At 70.8% G+C, this 15,644-nt stretch carries 21 protein-coding genes; 14 read left to right on the top strand and 7 right to left on the bottom strand.

The features are described from left to right. Window positions 1–174 (bottom strand): hypothetical protein, encoded by a 174-nt coding sequence (locus DLJ49_RS21805; protein WP_158547471.1) that lies wholly within the window; start codon window positions 172–174, stop codon window positions 1–3. Window positions 175–351: 177 nt separating this feature from the next. Here DLJ49_RS21805 and DLJ49_RS14035 point away from each other — a divergent pair, with 177 nt between their 5' ends. Both DLJ49_RS14035 and recR read left to right on the top strand, forming a co-directional pair. Continuing rightward, on the top strand, window positions 352–699 hold the full coding sequence (locus DLJ49_RS14035; RefSeq protein WP_115394185.1) for a YbaB/EbfC family nucleoid-associated protein: 348 nt from the start codon (window positions 352–354) through the stop codon (window positions 697–699). Window positions 700–742: 43 nt separating this feature from the next. After that, window positions 743–1,342, top strand: a complete 600-nt coding sequence (gene recR / locus DLJ49_RS14030; protein ID WP_115394184.1) for a recombination mediator RecR — start codon at window positions 743–745, stop codon at window positions 1,340–1,342. Window positions 1,343–1,819: 477 nt separating this feature from the next. Here recR and DLJ49_RS14025 read toward each other — a convergent pair whose 3' ends face one another. Then, window positions 1,820–2,602, bottom strand: a complete 783-nt coding sequence (locus DLJ49_RS14025) for a DUF1013 domain-containing protein (protein WP_115394183.1) — start codon at window positions 2,600–2,602, stop codon at window positions 1,820–1,822. A 131-nt stretch (window positions 2,603–2,733) separates the two neighbouring features. Between DLJ49_RS14025 and DLJ49_RS14020 the strand changes: the two genes are divergently transcribed. Continuing rightward, window positions 2,734–3,369, top strand: a complete 636-nt coding sequence (locus DLJ49_RS14020) for a ribonuclease T2 family protein (protein ID WP_115394182.1) — start codon at window positions 2,734–2,736, stop codon at window positions 3,367–3,369. Between the two features lie 4 nt (window positions 3,370–3,373). Here the strand turns inward: DLJ49_RS14020 and aqpZ are convergent, their stop codons facing one another. The 3 genes from aqpZ to DLJ49_RS14005 all read right to left on the bottom strand — a co-directional run bounded on the left by aqpZ (window position 3,374) and on the right by DLJ49_RS14005 (window position 6,026). Then, window positions 3,374–4,093, bottom strand: a complete 720-nt coding sequence (gene aqpZ, locus DLJ49_RS14015; RefSeq protein ID WP_115394181.1) for an aquaporin Z — start codon at window positions 4,091–4,093, stop codon at window positions 3,374–3,376. Window positions 4,094–4,209: 116 nt separating this feature from the next. Further along, entirely contained in the window at window positions 4,210–5,220 is a 1,011-nt protein-coding gene (locus tag DLJ49_RS14010) for an NAD(P)H-quinone oxidoreductase (RefSeq protein ID WP_115394180.1), read from the bottom strand. Window positions 5,221–5,273: 53 nt separating this feature from the next. After that, a complete protein-coding gene (locus tag DLJ49_RS14005; RefSeq protein WP_233489027.1) occupies window positions 5,274–6,026 on the bottom strand; it encodes a COQ9 family protein in 753 nt (250 codons plus the stop codon). A gap of 146 nt (window positions 6,027–6,172) precedes the next feature. Between DLJ49_RS14005 and rpsU the strand changes: the two genes are divergently transcribed. The 4 genes from rpsU (at window position 6,173) to DLJ49_RS13985 (ending at window position 8,922) form a co-directional block, all read left to right on the top strand. Further along, entirely contained in the window at window positions 6,173–6,379 is a 207-nt protein-coding gene (rpsU, locus tag DLJ49_RS14000) for a 30S ribosomal protein S21 (RefSeq protein ID WP_057812606.1), read from the top strand. Window positions 6,380–6,688: 309 nt separating this feature from the next. Then, window positions 6,689–7,480, top strand: a complete 792-nt coding sequence (locus DLJ49_RS13995) for a hypothetical protein (protein ID WP_115394179.1) — start codon at window positions 6,689–6,691, stop codon at window positions 7,478–7,480. Window positions 7,481–7,640: 160 nt separating this feature from the next. After that, window positions 7,641–8,357, top strand: a complete 717-nt coding sequence (locus DLJ49_RS13990) for a glutathione S-transferase family protein (protein ID WP_115394178.1) — start codon at window positions 7,641–7,643, stop codon at window positions 8,355–8,357. Next, window positions 8,350–8,922 carry a hemerythrin domain-containing protein gene (locus DLJ49_RS13985; RefSeq protein ID WP_115394177.1) on the top strand — a complete coding sequence of 191 codons (573 nt, stop codon included), beginning with the start codon at window positions 8,350–8,352 and terminating at the stop codon, window positions 8,920–8,922. Before DLJ49_RS13990 ends, DLJ49_RS13985 begins: the two co-directional genes overlap by 8 nt. A gap of 217 nt (window positions 8,923–9,139) precedes the next feature. Here DLJ49_RS13985 and DLJ49_RS13980 read toward each other — a convergent pair whose 3' ends face one another. Continuing rightward, entirely contained in the window at window positions 9,140–9,610 is a 471-nt protein-coding gene (locus tag DLJ49_RS13980) for a YtoQ family protein (protein ID WP_115394176.1), read from the bottom strand. A 63-nt stretch (window positions 9,611–9,673) separates the two neighbouring features. Further along, window positions 9,674–10,363 carry a rhomboid family intramembrane serine protease gene (locus DLJ49_RS13975; RefSeq protein ID WP_115394175.1) on the bottom strand — a complete coding sequence of 230 codons (690 nt, stop codon included), beginning with the start codon at window positions 10,361–10,363 and terminating at the stop codon, window positions 9,674–9,676. 74 nt (window positions 10,364–10,437) lie between these two features. On the opposite strand from DLJ49_RS13975, the gene trpS reads away from it, so the two are divergent. The 7 genes from trpS (at window position 10,438) to DLJ49_RS13940 (ending at window position 15,480) form a co-directional block, all read left to right on the top strand. Continuing rightward, on the top strand, window positions 10,438–11,535 hold the full coding sequence (gene trpS, locus DLJ49_RS13970) for a tryptophan--tRNA ligase (RefSeq protein WP_115394174.1): 1,098 nt from the start codon (window positions 10,438–10,440) through the stop codon (window positions 11,533–11,535). Window positions 11,536–11,791: 256 nt separating this feature from the next. Further along, entirely contained in the window at window positions 11,792–12,271 is a 480-nt protein-coding gene (locus DLJ49_RS13965; protein WP_115394173.1) for a VOC family protein, read from the top strand. Window positions 12,272–12,331: 60 nt separating this feature from the next. Continuing rightward, the gene (locus DLJ49_RS13960; protein WP_115394172.1) at window positions 12,332–13,204 is read left to right on the top strand and encodes a branched-chain amino acid aminotransferase; all 873 of its coding nucleotides are present in this window, start codon (window positions 12,332–12,334) and stop codon (window positions 13,202–13,204) included. 72 nt (window positions 13,205–13,276) lie between these two features. Beyond that, entirely contained in the window at window positions 13,277–13,732 is a 456-nt protein-coding gene (locus DLJ49_RS13955) for a universal stress protein (protein ID WP_115394171.1), read from the top strand. An 89-nt stretch (window positions 13,733–13,821) separates the two neighbouring features. Further along, a complete protein-coding gene (locus DLJ49_RS13950; RefSeq protein WP_115394170.1) occupies window positions 13,822–14,388 on the top strand; it encodes a NifU family protein in 567 nt (188 codons plus the stop codon). Then, a complete protein-coding gene (tsaB, locus tag DLJ49_RS13945) occupies window positions 14,378–15,064 on the top strand; it encodes a tRNA (adenosine(37)-N6)-threonylcarbamoyltransferase complex dimerization subunit type 1 TsaB (RefSeq protein WP_115394169.1) in 687 nt (228 codons plus the stop codon). Before DLJ49_RS13950 ends, tsaB begins: the two co-directional genes overlap by 11 nt. Continuing rightward, window positions 15,061–15,480: a GNAT family N-acetyltransferase gene (locus tag DLJ49_RS13940; RefSeq protein WP_233489025.1), complete on the top strand. Its 420-nt coding sequence runs from the start codon at window positions 15,061–15,063 to the stop codon at window positions 15,478–15,480. Before tsaB ends, DLJ49_RS13940 begins: the two co-directional genes overlap by 4 nt. Window positions 15,481–15,644 lie beyond the last annotated feature (164 nt).

Raw genomic sequence — 15,644 nt, 5'->3', positions numbered from 1 at the left:
TCAGTCGGCCCGATCCTCGACCAGCGCGCCGGGGGTGAAAACGCGCTCGGCGAGGGCGCGCAGCGACTCGGTCTGCACCCCTTCCATCCCGGCGGCCATCGGCGCGGCGAGAGCGAGGCCGAGGGTCAGGCCGAGGAGGAGGCGGGCGTAGGGCGTTCGTGCGTCGGTGGGCATCGTGATCCTGTTCCTGCAATCCCGTCTGGATACGCCGGCGCGCGCCCGCCGGATCATATCTGGTCACGATCGTGTGCGTGCCAACGGAAGGCGCGGGGCCACATTGTCACGGCCGCGCTTGTTCGCGGGCCGCCCCGCGCCTACACCCTGAGGGACGCCAGCAAGGGAGCGGATGCGATGCTGAAGGGATTGGGCGGCCTCGGCGACATGGCCGGGATGATGAAGAAGGCGCAGGAGATGCAGACCCGCATGGCGGAGATGCAGGAAGAGCTCGAGCGCATCGAGGTCGTGGGCGAGAGCGGTGCGGGCCTCGTCAAGGCCACCTGCTCGGCCAGGGGCGAGCTGCGCGGCCTCGACATCGACCCGTCGATCTTCCAGCCCTCCGAGAAGGAGGTGGTCGAAGATCTGATCCTCGCCGCGATCAAGGAGGCGCAGCAGAAGGCGCAGCGCCGCTCGCAGGAAGAGATGGAGAAGATCTCCTCCGAGCTGGGCCTGCCCGCCGGTCTCAACCTGCCGGGGATGTGAGGCCCGGCCGGGTGCGACGGGGCATGCGGGTGGCGGGGCCGACATGAGCCAGATCCCGCCGCAGGTAGAGACGCTGATCGACCTGATGGCGCGGCTGCCCGGCCTCGGGCCGCGCTCGGCCCGGCGTGTCGTGCTGACGCTGATCCAGAAGCGCGGCAAGCTGATGGTGCCGCTGGCCGAGGCGATGGCCGCGGTGGCTCGCGAGGCGCGCGAGTGCGTGCAGTGCGGAAACATCGCCACCGCCACGCTGTGCCCGATCTGCCAGAGCGAGAAGCGCGCCACCGGTCAGCTCTGCGTGGTCGAGGACGTGGCCGACCTCTGGGCGATGGAGCGCGGCCGCGCCTTCTCGGGGCGCTACCACGTGCTGGGCGGCACCCTCTCGGCGCTCGACTCGATCGGCCCTGAAGAGCTGGGCATCCCCCGGCTGGCCGAGCGGGTGCGGGCCGAGGGGATCACCGAGGTGATCCTCGCGCTCGCCGCCACCGTCGACGGCCAGACCACCGCCCACTACATCGCCGACGCGCTCGAGGGGTCGGGCGCGTCGGTCACGTCGCTGGCGCAGGGGGTGCCGGTGGGGGGCGAGCTGGACTACCTCGACGACGGCACGATCACCGCTGCCCTGAAGGCGCGCAAGGCGCTCTAGGGGCCGGCCGCGACGACGAAGACGGTCCCCCGGTCGCCCGCGCAGGCCGGCGCGAGTGAGGCAAGGGCACTCGCTTTGGCAAGCGGCGACCGCGAAGACCGCCAGCAGCGCCGCTTCGACGGGGGAGAAGGCGGCGGGGGGCGCGAGGCGGGCCACCGCCGCCACCAGCGCCAAGACCACCGGCAGGCCGTCGACCGTGCCCGCCGTCCGGTCGCCGCCGAGGCGCTCGGGCCAGGCCTCGGCAAGACCCGGCAGGAGCCTGGTGTTCTTGTTGGAATGGTCGCGTGTCGGCGTGCGGGGCGAGGCAGGAAGCGGGGCGAGGCACGAAGAAGAAGGATGGCCACCGCCCCAATCACCGCGGTGGGGGCCCGCCCCCATCCACGCTACCGAGCGGCGAGCGGACGGCGCGGCCGGCCTCTGGGTCAGCCTGTGCGGGGCTCCGTTGGCCGCCCACGCTCGAGCCTCCGCGCGGGCGCGTCAGCGACGGTCGTCCTCATCGTCGTCCTCGTCGTCGTCGTTGCTGTCGGGCAGGTTGAACAAGCTGTCGGCATCGACCAGCTTGCCGTGCCGATCCTCTTCCTCGTCGTCGTCGGAACGCGAGGACGAGCCGCCGAGGGTGAAGGTCTCGAGCCCCGAGATGGCGGTGGGGATGCGCGGCTCGGGATCGGACGTGAGCGACGTTTCGGTCGACACCAGCTTGCGCCGCTCGTCGTCGGACATCGCGGTCCCCTCGGCGGCGCGGCGGGCGTTGGCCTTCTGCACCGCCTGGTCGAGTTCCGACTGCTTGCACAGGCCCAGCGCCACCGGGTCGATCGGCTGGATGTTCTGGATGTTCCAGTGCGTGCGTTCGCGGATCGTCTGGATCGTCGGCTTGGTCGTGCCCACGAGCTTGGAGATCTGGCTATCCGAAAGCTCGGGGTGGAACTTGACAAGCCAGAGGATCGCCGCCGGCCGGTCCTGCCGCTTCGACAGGGGCGTGTAGCGGGGGCCGCGGCGCTTTTCCTCGCCCGTGGCGGCGGGGTTGTGCTTGAGCTTGAGGCGATGTTTGGGGTCTTTCTCGGCCTTGTCGATCTCGGACTGGTCGAGCTGGTTGTTGGCGATCGGGTCGAATCCCTTGACGCCCGCGGCCACGTCGCCGTCGGCGATGCCCTGCACCTCGAGCTCGTGCAGCCCGCAGAACTCGGCGATCTGGCTGAAGGTCAGGGTGGTGTTGTCCACGAGCCAGACGGCGGTCGCCTTGGCCATCAGCGGCTTGTTCATGGGTCGTCTCCTTCGCGTCTCGCGGCAAGAATCACCCGGCGGCCGGGGCGGGCCTGCGGCGGGCGCCGCACATCCTCGTTTTCGGGGATCGCGCTGGATATAAAGGCGCAAGGGACGAAAGGGAAGGGCGAATGATCAGGTTGGCTGTGCTCGCGTGGCTCTGCGCGGCTTGTGCCCTGCGGGCCGAGGGCGACCGCGCGGGCGACTTCGACTACTACGTGATGGCGCTGTCGTGGTCGCCCACATGGTGCGACCTCGAGGGGCGGGCCGAGGGCGCCGACCAGTGCGACGCGGGCCGCGATCTCGGCTGGGTGCTGCACGGGCTCTGGCCGCAATACGAGCGCGGCTGGCCGTCGGACTGCCCGACGATCGAGCCCGACCCCTCGCGGCGCATGACGGCGGCCATGGCCGACGTGATGGGCTCGGGGGGGCTCGCCTGGTACCAGTGGCAGAAGCACGGCCGCTGCGCCGGCCTGCACCCGCGCGACTACTTCGGCCTGTCGCGCGAGGCATACGGCTCGGTCACGCGGCCGGAGGTGTTCCGCCGGCTCGGCCGCGACGTCCGGCTGCCCGCCCGCGTGGTCGAGGAGGCATGGCTCGAGGCGAACCCCGCGCTCCGCCCCGACATGCTGACGGTCACCTGCCGCGACGGGCACGTGCAGGAGGTGCGCATCTGTCTGACGAAGGGCCTCGTGCCGCGCTATTGCGGGGCCGACGTGGTGCGCGACTGCGCGCTCGACGACGCCCTTCTGCCCGCGATCGAGTGACGGCTCACTCTGCCGGCGTCGCTCCGCCCGGAGCGGGTGCGGCGGCGGGCTTCATCAGGCCCCAGACCACGGCGCCGAGGACGCCGCCGGCGAGCGGCGCCACCCAGAAAAGCCATAGTTGCGACAGGGCGGTGGGCCCTGCGAACAGCGCGACGCCGGTCGAGCGGGCCGGGTTGACCGAGGTGTTCGTCACCGGGATCGAGACGAGGTGGATCAGCGTCAGCCCCAGCCCGATGGCGATGGGGGCGAAGCCGGCCGGCACGCCCGGCGCCGTGGCGCCGAGGATGATGACGAGGAAGACGGCCGTCAGCACCACCTCGGTCACCAGGCCCGACATCATCGAATAGCCGCCCGGCGAGGCCGCGCCGTAGCCGTTCGAGGCGAAGCTGCCCACCCCGTCGAAGCCCGCCTGCCCCGAGACGATCACGAACAGCACCGCGCCAGCGGCGACGGCGCCCGCGACCTGAGCCCCCCAGTAGAGCGGCAGCGAGCCGTCGAAGCGCCCCGCGATCCTGAGGCCCAGCGTCACGGCGGGGTTGAAGTGACCGCCCGAGATGCCGCCCACGGCATAGGCCATGCACATGACCGTCAGGCCGAAGGCGAGGCTGACCCCCAGCCAGCCGATACCCACGTCGGGCACGCCCGCGGCCAGGACGGCGCTGCCGCAGCCACCCAGCACGAGCACGAAAGTGCCGAGAAACTCGGCCAGAAGGGGCCTGTGCATTGTCCGATCCTCCCTCGCCGGCACCTCGACCGGCACCAGACGTCTAGTGACGTTGCGTAAGAAAGGAGTGCTCAAACGCGACGCACGGCGTCGCAAACGGGCGCGGTTTGGCGCGATCAGCCGACCGACAGCACGATCTTGCCGATATGAGCCGAGCTCTCCATTCGGGCATGGGCCTCGGCGGCCTCGTCGAGCGGAAACGCGCTGTCCATTACCGGGGCGACGCGGCCCGCCGCCAGCAGCGGCCAGACCTCTGCCCGCAGCGCCGCGGCGATGCGCGCCTTGGAGAGGTCGGATTGCGGGCGCAGCGTGGAGCCGGTGATGGTCAGTCGCCGCACCATGACCTGTGCGAAGTCGAGCTCCACCTTCGGCCCCTGCAGGAAGGCGATCTGCACCAGCCGCCCCTCGTCGGCCAGCGCTCGGACGTTGCGCGGGATGTAGTCTGCGCCCACCATGTCGAGGATCACGTTCGCGCCGCCTTCGGCGCGCACCACGTCGACGAAATCCGCCTCGCGGTAGTTGATCGCGCGCTCGGCGCCCAGCCGCTCGCACACGGCGCATTTCTCGGCCGAGCCCGCGGTGGCGAAGACGCGCGCCCCCCGCGCCGCGGCGAGCTGGATCGCCGTGGTCCCGATGCCCGACGAGCCGCCATGCACCAGGAACCGCTCTCCCGCCTGCAGCCCCGCGCGCTCGAACACGTTCGACCAGACCGTGAAGAAGGTTTCGGGCAGGCACGCCGCCTCGCGCAGCCCCAACCCTTCGGGAACCGGCAGGGCGTGGGCGGCAGGCGTCACGGCGTATTCGGCATAGCCGCCGCCGGGCAGCAGCGCGCAGACCGCATCGCCCACCTGCCAGTCGTGCACCTCGGGCCCTACGGCCGCGACATGGCCCGACGCCTCGAGCCCCGGCAGGTCGGAGGCGCCCGGCGGCGGCGCGTAGGAGCCGGCCCGCTGCAGGGCGTCGGGCCGGTTCACCCCGGCCCAGGCCACGTGGATCAGGATCTCGCCGGCGGCCGGCCGGGGCAGGGCGCGCTCCGCCGGCCGCAGCACCCGGGGCCCGCCGGGCTCGGCGATCTCGACGCAGCGCATGCGGTCGGGCAGGGCGGGCGAACGGGCGGTGTCTGTCATCGGGGCGGCCTCCTTGTCAGGCCAGTTCTCGCCCGCGCGCCCTCCGAGCGCAATCAGGCGCCGGTCGAGCCCGGCCCGGCCGAGAGGCGGCCCGGCAGGTCGATCTCGTGGCCCCGCGCCGGCGCGCGCACCCGCCCGGCGAGCCAGATCGGCCCGGCGAAGACGCGGCGCAGCACCGGGTTGCCCTCGATCCGGCCTTTCACCTTCTCGACCTGCATCACGTCCTCGATGCGGCGGTCGAGGAACTCCCACGTCGCGGTGCTGTCCTCGCTCTCGTCGCCCAGCCAGTAGAGCACGGTCGAGGCGTAGACCCCCGAGAGCGTGGTGCGCTTGGTGTACCAGTTGATGTCGTCGGAGCTGTCGCCGAGCGCCGTCCAGATCCGGTCGGCCGTCGTCCAGAGCGCGCGGGCGCCGTCGGCGGTGTATTGCGGCAGCGCGAAGAGCGAGGAGGCGCGGCGCACCACCTCGCGATCCTCGGCCGCCTCGATGCGGAAGCGGACGGCGGCGGCGATCTTGTCGCGGAAGCGCAGGCTCGCGAGGTTCTCGGTGCGCAGGCGGCGCAGCATCTCGCGGTCGCCCTGCTCGTGGAAGGCGAGCGCGAGGTCGACCGGCCCGCGCGGGCAGGCGGCCTCGGCCAGCGCACGGGGAATGCCGGCATCGCGGCGGGCGGCGCGCAGCGTGGCGTCCGACCAGCCGTCGAAGGGCACGTGCATCATCGCGGCGTCCACGAGGCGGCGCCGCGCCTCGTCGATCGACAGGGTGGCGCCCGGGTCGTCGGCGGGCATGCCGGCGGAAATGTCGGTCATCTTTGGTCCCTCTCGCTGTCGTGTGGGCGTATCGCCGCGTCGAGGCGCGGGCACCCCGCCGCCGCTGGACAAGCTAGGATGCCGTTGATATAGGGCCACCTCCTGCAGATTGATGCAACTCGAACACGAAAGGTGGTGACCTCCACATGCAGGTTTCGGTCCGCGACAACAACGTCGATCAGGCGCTTCGCGCGCTCAAGAAGAAGCTGCAGCGCGAAGGTGTGTTTCGCGAGATGAAGCTGCGCCAGCACTTCGAAAAGCCCTCGGAGAAGCGTGCCCGCGAGAAGGCCGAGGCGATTCGCCGGGCCCGCAAGCTCGCGCGGAAGAAGGCGCAGCGCGAAGGCCTCCTCTGAGGCGCCACGCCCGCGGCCCCCGCCCCGAGTGAACGGGGGGCGGCGATGCGACATGGCAATGCGAATCGACACCCCGAGCCACGCGCTGGCCGGGGTGTCTTTCGTCAGGCGCTCCGCCACTGGCGCAGGGCGCCCGCTAGTTTGGCCGCCGCACGTGTCGTCGCTCCGGGTGTCGGGCGTGCTCGTCACGCCTCACATTGCCCACGATCCGGGCCGAGCGCGGTTTCTCCGGCCCGATCCGCCGCATGGCGCTTGCTGGACCCTGCGGCAGCGTGTTAACGACGACCTGTTAGCAAGGGTGATCTCATTATGACGCGTTCTCTTTTCATGTCCGCTCTCGTGGCCGCATGTCTCGCCGCGCCGGCCGCTTTCGCCGGCACCGTGGGCAAGACCTTGGCCTACGACTTCACCGCGCCGGCCGGAAGCGGGTGCCGCGCCGCGGGCTCGAAAGACACGACGCCGAGACTCTGCGATGACGAAGAGGTATACCCGAGCCCGGCGGGAGTCGCGCCCGCCCTTCGCGTGTCTGCGTATTCGTACACCTACAACGAGTTTAATATGGGGTTGAGGCCGTCGCTGAACATCGACGCCAACGGTATCGGGGTCGGGCCGGATATGCCTTCGGCCTCGCAATTCAACACGCCGGGGGATTCTCGGGTCGCCGAAAGTGAGCCCCCGATGCCTATGATGCTCCCTGTCTGGGAGGCCATCAGCCTCGAGTGGGACATGCCGGTGTCGCTCACGCAACTCACGATACGCTCGTCGCCCGGCTCGACCGCGATGCAGTCGATCCAGATCCTAGGCGCCAACCGGCGCCCGATCACTCTGGACCCGATCACTCTGGAACGGTCGTTCAAGAACGACGGCACCGGCAATGGCAAGCCGAACTTCCACACGATCACCTTCGACACGCCGCTGTACGGAAGCACCTTCTACCTCCGTCCGTCGGTAAGCGGGTCTGACCTATTCGCCGGCTACTGGCTGACCGGGGCCGAGGCGACCGTCGTCCCGGTGCCGCCGGCCCTGCCGCTGCTGGGGGGCGCCATCGCCCTGCTCGTGTGGCGCGCCCGAGGGGCGCGAAAGGCGCCGCCGTCCGCCTGATCCGGCGCGGCGCCAATCTGATGGCTGGGGGGGGCGATGTCCGCCCCTTTTTTCGTGTCCGAGGGATAGCGGGTGTGCGTGGCTCCGCATTTCTTGTGCAGTGCAGCCGCATGGACGTCGTGCGCGCCGTCTCCCATGTCGAGGGAAAAGGAGACCGCCCATGCCCGCCTCGCCTCTCGCCGACTTTCCCGTCGCCCACCGCTGGCCGGCGACCGACCCCAGCGTGATCCAGCTCTATTCCTTTCCCACGCCCAACGGCGTGAAGGTGTCGATCGCGCTCGAAGAACTCGGCCTGCCCTACGAGGCGCACCGTGTGACGCTGGACGACGCCGACGTGAAAAGCGACGCGTTCGTCTCGCTCAACCCCAATGGCAAGATCCCCGCCATCGTCGACCCCGACGGGCCCGGTGGGCAGCCGCTCGGCCTCGCCGAGTCGGGCGCGATCCTGCTCTATCTTGCCGAGAAGACGGGGCGGCTGATCGGCGAGGGTGCCGCCGACCGCCACCGCATCACGCAGTGGGTGATGTTCCAGATGGGCCATGTCGGCCCGATGTTCGGCCAGCTCGGCTTTTTCGTGAAGTTCAAGGGCGCCGAGGTGCAGGATCCGATCCCGCGAGAGCGTTACATCGGCGAGGCGAAGCGCATCCTCGGCATCCTCGAGGCCGAGCTCGAGGGCCGGGAATGGATCGTGGGCGACTACTCGATCGCCGACATCGCCATCGCGCCCTGGTTGCGCGGACTCGACTTCTACGGCGCGCGCGAGTTGGTGTGCTGGGCCGATCACCCCAACGTCGTCGCCTATCTCGACCGCTTCCTCGCCCGGCCCGCCGTGCAGGCCGGGCTGGCCGTTCCGCCGCGCGAGGCGCCCGATGCGTGACGCAGCCGCGGAGCTCGCCCTCGACAGGCGCGACGGCCTGCCCGACGCGCTGCGCGTGCTCTTGGCCGAGTTCCCTCGCGAGCGATGGGAGGATGCGGGCCTGTCTCCGCTGATCCGCTTCTGGCTCGATCGGCACATGATGTTCCGCAAGCTGACCGAGCGGCTGGCGGCCGACGCCCGCGCCGCGATCGACGGCCGGGCCGACCCCAAGGCCCATGCCGCGGCGCTGTCGCGCTTCGGCGGCATGTTCGTGGGCGAATTGCACGGCCATCACCACGTCGAGGACGCGCACTACTTCCCCGTTCTCTCGCGGCACGACGCACGGCTGGAGACGGGGTTCGGCCTGCTCGACGCCGATCACCATGCCCTCGAAGGTCATCTGCACGCCTTCGTGGAGCGCGCCAATGCCGTGCTTCAGGCCGACGCGGTGGCGCGGCACGACGCGACGGGGCGGTTCCTCGAGGGGCTCGAGGGCTTCGCGCCGCTGCTCGAACGGCACCTGACCGACGAGGAGGATCTCGTCGTGCCGGTCCTGCTCAAGTATGGCGAGCGGGGCATGGCCTAGACACCCGCCCCGACGTGACGCGACCGGGCGCGCCCGACACGGGAAGGCACCCGGTGCGGCGCGCCGGCCGAGCGCCGCAAGGGGCCGCCGGCGCCATTGCGATCGGCTCGCGTCATGTCGCCCTGAACCCGACCTGTGAGAGGGGCGGGCTCGGCCGGTCGTGCCGGATCAAGCGGAGGAACGTCAGGCGCCCTTGCGCGACCCGGCCGGGCCGCGCCTACTCTGCCGCCTGCGCCGTGCGCTCGGGCAAGCTCCCCGTCAGCACGTAGCGCAGGATGTCGACCACCTGCTCGGGCTCTTCCGCAACGGCGAGCGCGGCGGCGTCGACCTCCTTGAGCGCGTGCTGGTGCTCTGGCGGGTGCAGCACGATCAGCGACTTGCCGAGCGCCGCGGCGTAGCCTGCGTCGAACGCCGCGTTCCATTGCTTGTACTTGTCGCCGAAGCGCACCACGACGACGTCGGCCTGCTCGATCCCGCGCCGGGTGCGGATGGCGTTGACCATGGCGCCCTTGTGGTCGTGCCAGTACTTGCTGTCTTCCGCGCCGAGGATGGCCACGCCGCAATCGTCGCTCGCCGCGTGGTCGGTCACCGGCGCGTCGAACGTCACGTCGAGGCCTCTGGCCCCTTCCGTGATGCGCTCGCGCCAGTCGGTGTGGATCTCGCCGGACAGGTAGACCTTGAGGGTCATCGCTCTCTCCCTTTCCTTGAGCTTGCGGTGGATCTAGCACGGGCGCGCCCCTGCGGCGAACCCTCAGCGCTGCCTGATACGTGCGAGCAGCCGCCCGAAGCCCCCCGGCACCAGCAGCGGCGACAGGGCGAGGCCGGTCAGAAAGCCCGCCACCTCGGCCACCCAGAAATTGCCCACCGTGAACAACAGGCCGAAGATCAGCTGGATCCCCATGAGGAAGCCGATCAGCGTGAAGGCGCGGAACTGGTTGGCGCCCACCGCGCCATAGCCCACCCACAGGATGAAGGTATAGCCGCCGATCAGACCGAACGCGCCGGGAAAGCCCCCCGCGAGCGGGCGCGGATCATTCAGCAGGATCGCGTAGACGAGCGCCCCCACGATGGATGCCGCGAAGAAGATCGCCGCGACGGCGGCATTGGAAATCACCTCGCCCACCATCTTGCCGAGCGCCAGCACGAAGACGACGACGAAGATCATCTGCGTGAAGCTGACATGCACGAACGGATAGGTGACGAAGCGCATCGCGTGTTCCGGCGGCCAGCGCCCTGTCTCGACCATCCAGCCGAACAGTTCGCCCGAGAAGGCGAAGCGCTGGAGGGCGAAGATGCGCCAGTCCTCCCCGCCGCGCGTGCCGCCGATCAGGCCCGACTTGGCGAGCATGAACAGCACCTCGACGCCGAAGATCGCCGCCGCCAGCGCCGTGACGACGGGCGGCAGGGCGTTGAAGGGCGAGGCGTGGGGCGCGTCGGACATGGGGCCTCCGGTTGACGGGCTGCGGGGGCGGGGATAAGCGAGCGCGGCCCCGATGGCCAGAACCGGAGGCCAGGATGCCCGACACCACATCGCTGCAGGACGACCCGATCCAGCCCGACCTCTCGCGCTTCACGCGGCGGGTGTTTTCCGGCATCCAGCCCACCGGGCACCTGCATCTCGGCAACTACCTCGGCGCGATGAAGCGCTTCGTCGACATGCAGAACGCGGGCGGGTTCGAGACCGTCTACTGCATGGTCGACCTGCACGCGATCACGGTCTGGCAGCAGCCCGAAGAGTTGCGCCGCGCCACGCGCGAGCTTGCGGCCGGCTTCATCGCCTCCGGCATCGACCCCGCCCGCTCGATCCTGTTCAACCAGAGCCAGGTGCCCGAGCACGCGCAGCTGGCGTGGATCTTCAACTGCGTCGCCCGCATGGGCTGGATGAAGCGGATGACGCAGTTCAAGGACAAGGCGGGCAAGCACGCCGAGCAGGCCTCGCTCGGCCTCTTCGCCTACCCGGCGCTGATGGCGGCCGACATCCTCGCCTACCATGCCACCCACGTGCCGGTGGGCGAGGACCAGAAGCAGCACCTGGAACTGACGCGCGACATCGCGGCGAAGTTCAACCACGATTACGGGGTCGACTTCTTCCCGCTCACCGAGCCGGTGATCGAGGGGGCCGCGACGCGGGTGATGAGCCTGCGCGACGGCGCGAAGAAGATGTCGAAGTCCGACCCGTCTGACATGACCCGCATCAACCTGACCGACGATGCTGACGCCATCGCCCAGAAGATCCGCAAGGCCCGGACCGACCCCGAGCCGCTGCCCGGGACGCCGGAAGGGCTGGAGGAGCGGGCCGAGGCGAGGAACCTCGTCAACATCTACGCGGCCCTGGCCGACGTGAGCGTCGCCGACGTGATTGCCGAGCACGGGGGAAAGCCGTTCTCCGAGTTCAAGCCCGCGCTGGCCGACCTCGCCGTGGCGCACCTCTCTCCCATCTCCGGCGAGATGTCGCGGCTGATGCAGGACCCCGCCGAGATCGACCGACTCCTCGCCGGCGGCGCCGCCCGCGCCCGCGAGCTCGCCGCCCCGATCCTGCGCCGGACCTACGAGATCGTTGGCATGGTGGGCGCCGACAGGATGGTGGGCGCGGACAAGCCCGAGTGGGTGTAGGCCGCCGGCGGTTTCAGGGTCCCGCCCGATATCTGCCGCGCGACAAGGGTGACTGGCCGCAGCGGGTCCGGCCCCGCCCCGCCCCCCGGCGGCCGATGCGGCCGGGGCGAGGAGAGGCCCGCCGCCTGCCATGCATGACGCGCCATGGTCAGGGCCGGGAACCGTGCGTGGGCGCGCAGGCGCCCCGCCATCGCGCCCAATCGCGTCGCGCCGGCAGTTTGGCCATGCTGCGGCCCGATTGCACCGGAGGCCCATCATGCCCCACGCCGCTCCGCCCGTCCTCGGCCACGTCCATCTGCGTGTCTCGGATCTCGAATGTTCCATCGCCTTCTATCGCGACGTGATCGGGCTGGAGGTGACGCAACTCTACGGCGCCGAGGCGGCGTTTCTGGCCTCGGGCGGCTACCACCACCATCTCGGCCTCAACACCTGGGCATCGCGCGGCGCCGCTCCCGGGCCGAAGGGGCACCCGGGGCTTTTCCACACCGCCTTTCTCTATCCCGACCGGCCGAGCCTCGGCGCAGCGACCCGACGGGTGCTCGATGCCGGCGTCGCTTTGACCGGCGCGGCCGATCACGGCGTGTCGGAGGCGGTGTATTTCGACGACCCGGACGGCAACGGCGTGGAGCTCTACCGCGACCGGGCGCCCGAGGACTGGCCGCGCGACGCGCAGGGCCGCCTCGCCATCAGCAACGAGCCTCTCGACGTCGCGGCGCTGCTGGCCGAGGCCGCCTGACGGGGCTGGACCCTTCCCGCGAGCGGGCCTAGGCTGGTGCCTCGCACCAGGGAGGCGCCTATGGCCGCGGGAACCGACATCCGAACCTATTTCGAGGGCCGCTGGCACGAGGGCGACGTGCCCGTCATGCGCGCGGGTGACCACGGCGCGTGGCTGGGCACCACCGTCTTCGACGGCGCCCGCTACGTCGACGGCATCGCCCCCGACCTCGACCTGCATTGCGCCCGCGTCAACCGCTCGGCCGAGGCGCTGATGATCGCGCCGAACGTGGGCACCGACGAGATGGTGAACATCGTCTGGGAGGGCCTGAACCTCTACCCGAAGGATGCCGCCATCTACATCCGCCCGATGTACTGGGCGCTCGATTCGGAGTATCTCGGCGTCCTGCCCAGGACTGGGCCGACCGGCTTTGCCATCTGCCTCGAGGCGGTGCCGATGCCCGCGCCCGACGCGGCCACCACGCTGACCACCACGCTGTTCCGCCGCCCCGTGCTGGCCGACAACGTGTGCAACGCCAAGGCCGGTTGCCTCTACCCCAACAACGCGCGCATGCTGGCCGAGGCGCGCGCCCGGGGCTACGGCAACGCGCTGGTGGCCGACGCGATGGGCAACGTGGCCGAGACCGCTACCGCCAACGTCTTCATGGCGCGCGACGGGGTGGTGTTCACCCCGATTCCCAACGGCACCTTCCTCGCAGGGATCACCCGCGCCCGCCACATCGCCAATTTGCGCGCCGACGGGGTGGAGGTGGTCGAGGGCGTGCTCGCCTTCGACGATTTCCGACGGGCCGACGAGGTGTTCCTCACAGGGAACCTCTCGAAGGTGACGCCGGTGACGGAGTTCGACGGCACGACCTACCCGCTCGGCCCCGTGGCGAAGCGTGCGCGCGACCTCTACTGGGACTGGGCGCACAGCACCGCCGCGGCGGCCTGAGCTGCGGCCTTCGGAGAGGATTGCCGCGCGCGCGCCTGGCAGGGCATACTCGCGCGTCAGGGAGGGTCGCCGATGCGCAAGTTTCTCGTCGTTCTTGACGACAGCCGCGAATGCCTCAACGCGATGCGCTTCGCGGCGATGCGGGCGTCGCGCACCGGCGGCGGGGTCGAGATCCTCGCCGTCATCCCGCCCGACGAGTTCCAGCACTGGATCGGGGTGGGCGACGTGATGCGCGCCGAGGCGCGCGAGCGGATCGAGGCGCATTTCGAGGTCTTCGCCAAGTGGATGCGCGACCGGCAGGGCGTCGACCCCAACCTCGTGATCCGCGAGGGAGAGCCGGTGCCCGAGATCCTCGACCTCATCCGCGAAGACCCCGAGATCGGCATTCTGGTGCTCGGTGCAGGCTCGGGCAAGAGCGGGCCGGGGCCCCTGGTGACCCAGCTCACCAAGGCGTCGGGCACGCTGCCGGTGCCCATCACCATCGTGCCGGGCGAGATGTCGAAGGAGCGGCTGGAAGCGATCACCTGACCGCGATCTGGATTTAGAACGATTCCAGAAAGCTTGACCCGGGCCGCCCGACCGGGCATATGACTGGAACACTCAGGAAAGGGATGCCCATGTTCATCCAGACCGAATCCACGCCCAACCCGGCGACGCTGAAGTTCCTGCCCGGCCAGACCGTGCTCGAGGCCGGCACCGCCGACTTTCCCACGCCCGACGCCGCCGGCAAGTCGCCGCTCGCGCAGCGCATCTTCGGCGTCGAGGGTGTGACGGGCGTCTTCTTCGGCACCGACTTCGTGACCGTGACCAAGGCCGAGGGGGTGGAGTGGGAGCACGTCAAGCCCGCCATCCTCGGTGCAATCATGGAGCACTACCAGTCGGGCGCTCCGGTGCTCGACGAAGGCGGCGCGCCCGCGGGCGATGGCCACGCCGTCCACGAGGGCGAGGACGGCGAGATCGTCGAGCAGATCAAGGTGCTGCTCGACAGCCGCGTGCGTCCGGCCGTCGCGCAGGACGGCGGTGACATCACGTTCCACGGCTTCGACCGCGGCGTCGTCTACCTGCACATGCAGGGGGCCTGCGCGGGCTGTCCCTCGTCGACGCTGACGCTGAAGATGGGCATCGAGAACCTGCTGCGGCATTACATTCCCGAGGTGACCGAGGTGCGGCCGGTTGGGCTCTGACGCGCTCTTCCTTGTCTTCGACACGTCGGCCGCGCACTGCGCGGCCGCTGTCGTTCGGGACGATGCGATCCTGGCCGAGGCGCTGGAGCCCATGGCGCGCGGCCAGGCCGAGGCGCTGGTGCCGCTGCTCCAGCGCCTGATGGCAGGGGCCGGGCACGACCTGTCGGAGCTGACCGCGCTCGGCGTCGGCATCGGGCCGGGCAATTTCACCGGAACGCGCATCGCGGTGGCCACGGCGCGGGGGCTCGCCCTCTCGCTCGGCCGCCCCGCCATCGGCATCTCCACCTTCGATCTCGTGCGCGACCCCGCCGGCCTCGGCGCCGAGCCGGCCGAGATCGTCAGCGTCCCCGCCCCGCGCGACATGGCCTATGTCTGCCACTATCGCTACGGCACCCCGCGTGCCGCGCCACGGCTGATCGACCCGGCCCATCCGCCGGACGATCTGCGCCTGCCCGCCAACATGCGCGTCACCGGCCACCGTGCCGCCGAGATTGCCCGCGCCTTCGAGGCAGGCCACCGCGAGGCCGCGCTGGACGATCTGCCGCGCCGCCTGGGCAAGGTGACGGAGTGGAAATGGCGCAACCGGATCGACACGGAGCGCCGCCCCGCGCCGCTCTATGTCCGCCCGCCCGACGCCGCGCCGCCGGCCGACCCGCCGCCCCTGCTGTTGCCGTGACCCCCGAGGCGCGCGCCGCCATCCATGCCGCCAGCTTCGAGCGGGAGCGGCCATGGTCGGCGCGCGAGTTCGCCGCGCTGCTGGACGACCCGCATGTGTTCGCCGTCGATGCACCCGAGGGGGGCGCCGGCTTCGCTCTCGGCCGGGCGGTGGCGGGCGAGGCCGAGCTGCTGACGCTCGCCGTCGCGCCCCCCGCGCGGCGCCAGGGCTGCGGGCGGGCGCTGCTCGCCGCGTTCGAGGAGGGCGCGCGCGAGCGCGGCGCGCGCGAGGCGTTCCTCGAGGTGGCCGCCGACAACGCGCCGGCCGTCGCGCTCTACGCGGGCGCGGGCTATGGCGAGCGCGGGCGGCGACCCGGCTACTATCCGCGGGCCGGCGGCGCGGTCGACGCTCTGCTGATGGGGCGGGCACTGGCGTGAGCCCGGGGGCGGGCGGTAGGCGGGCGTCGCCCCAGAAGCGGGCAGACGCCGCGGGGAGGGGCCGTGCGCGGTAAAAAGCGGTTGACCGGGTTGGGCCGGTGCGGCCTTATCCCCTCGCGATCCTTAAAGAGATCCTTACCTATTCCGGCAGGCGCCGAGCGCGG

The organism is Rhodovulum sp. 12E13 (assembly GCF_003340565.1).
Lineage (GTDB): Bacteria > Pseudomonadota > Alphaproteobacteria > Rhodobacterales > Rhodobacteraceae > HLUCCA09.
Note: the sequence above shows the minus strand (reverse complement) of the source record. Positions and strands in the feature narration are given on the sequence as shown.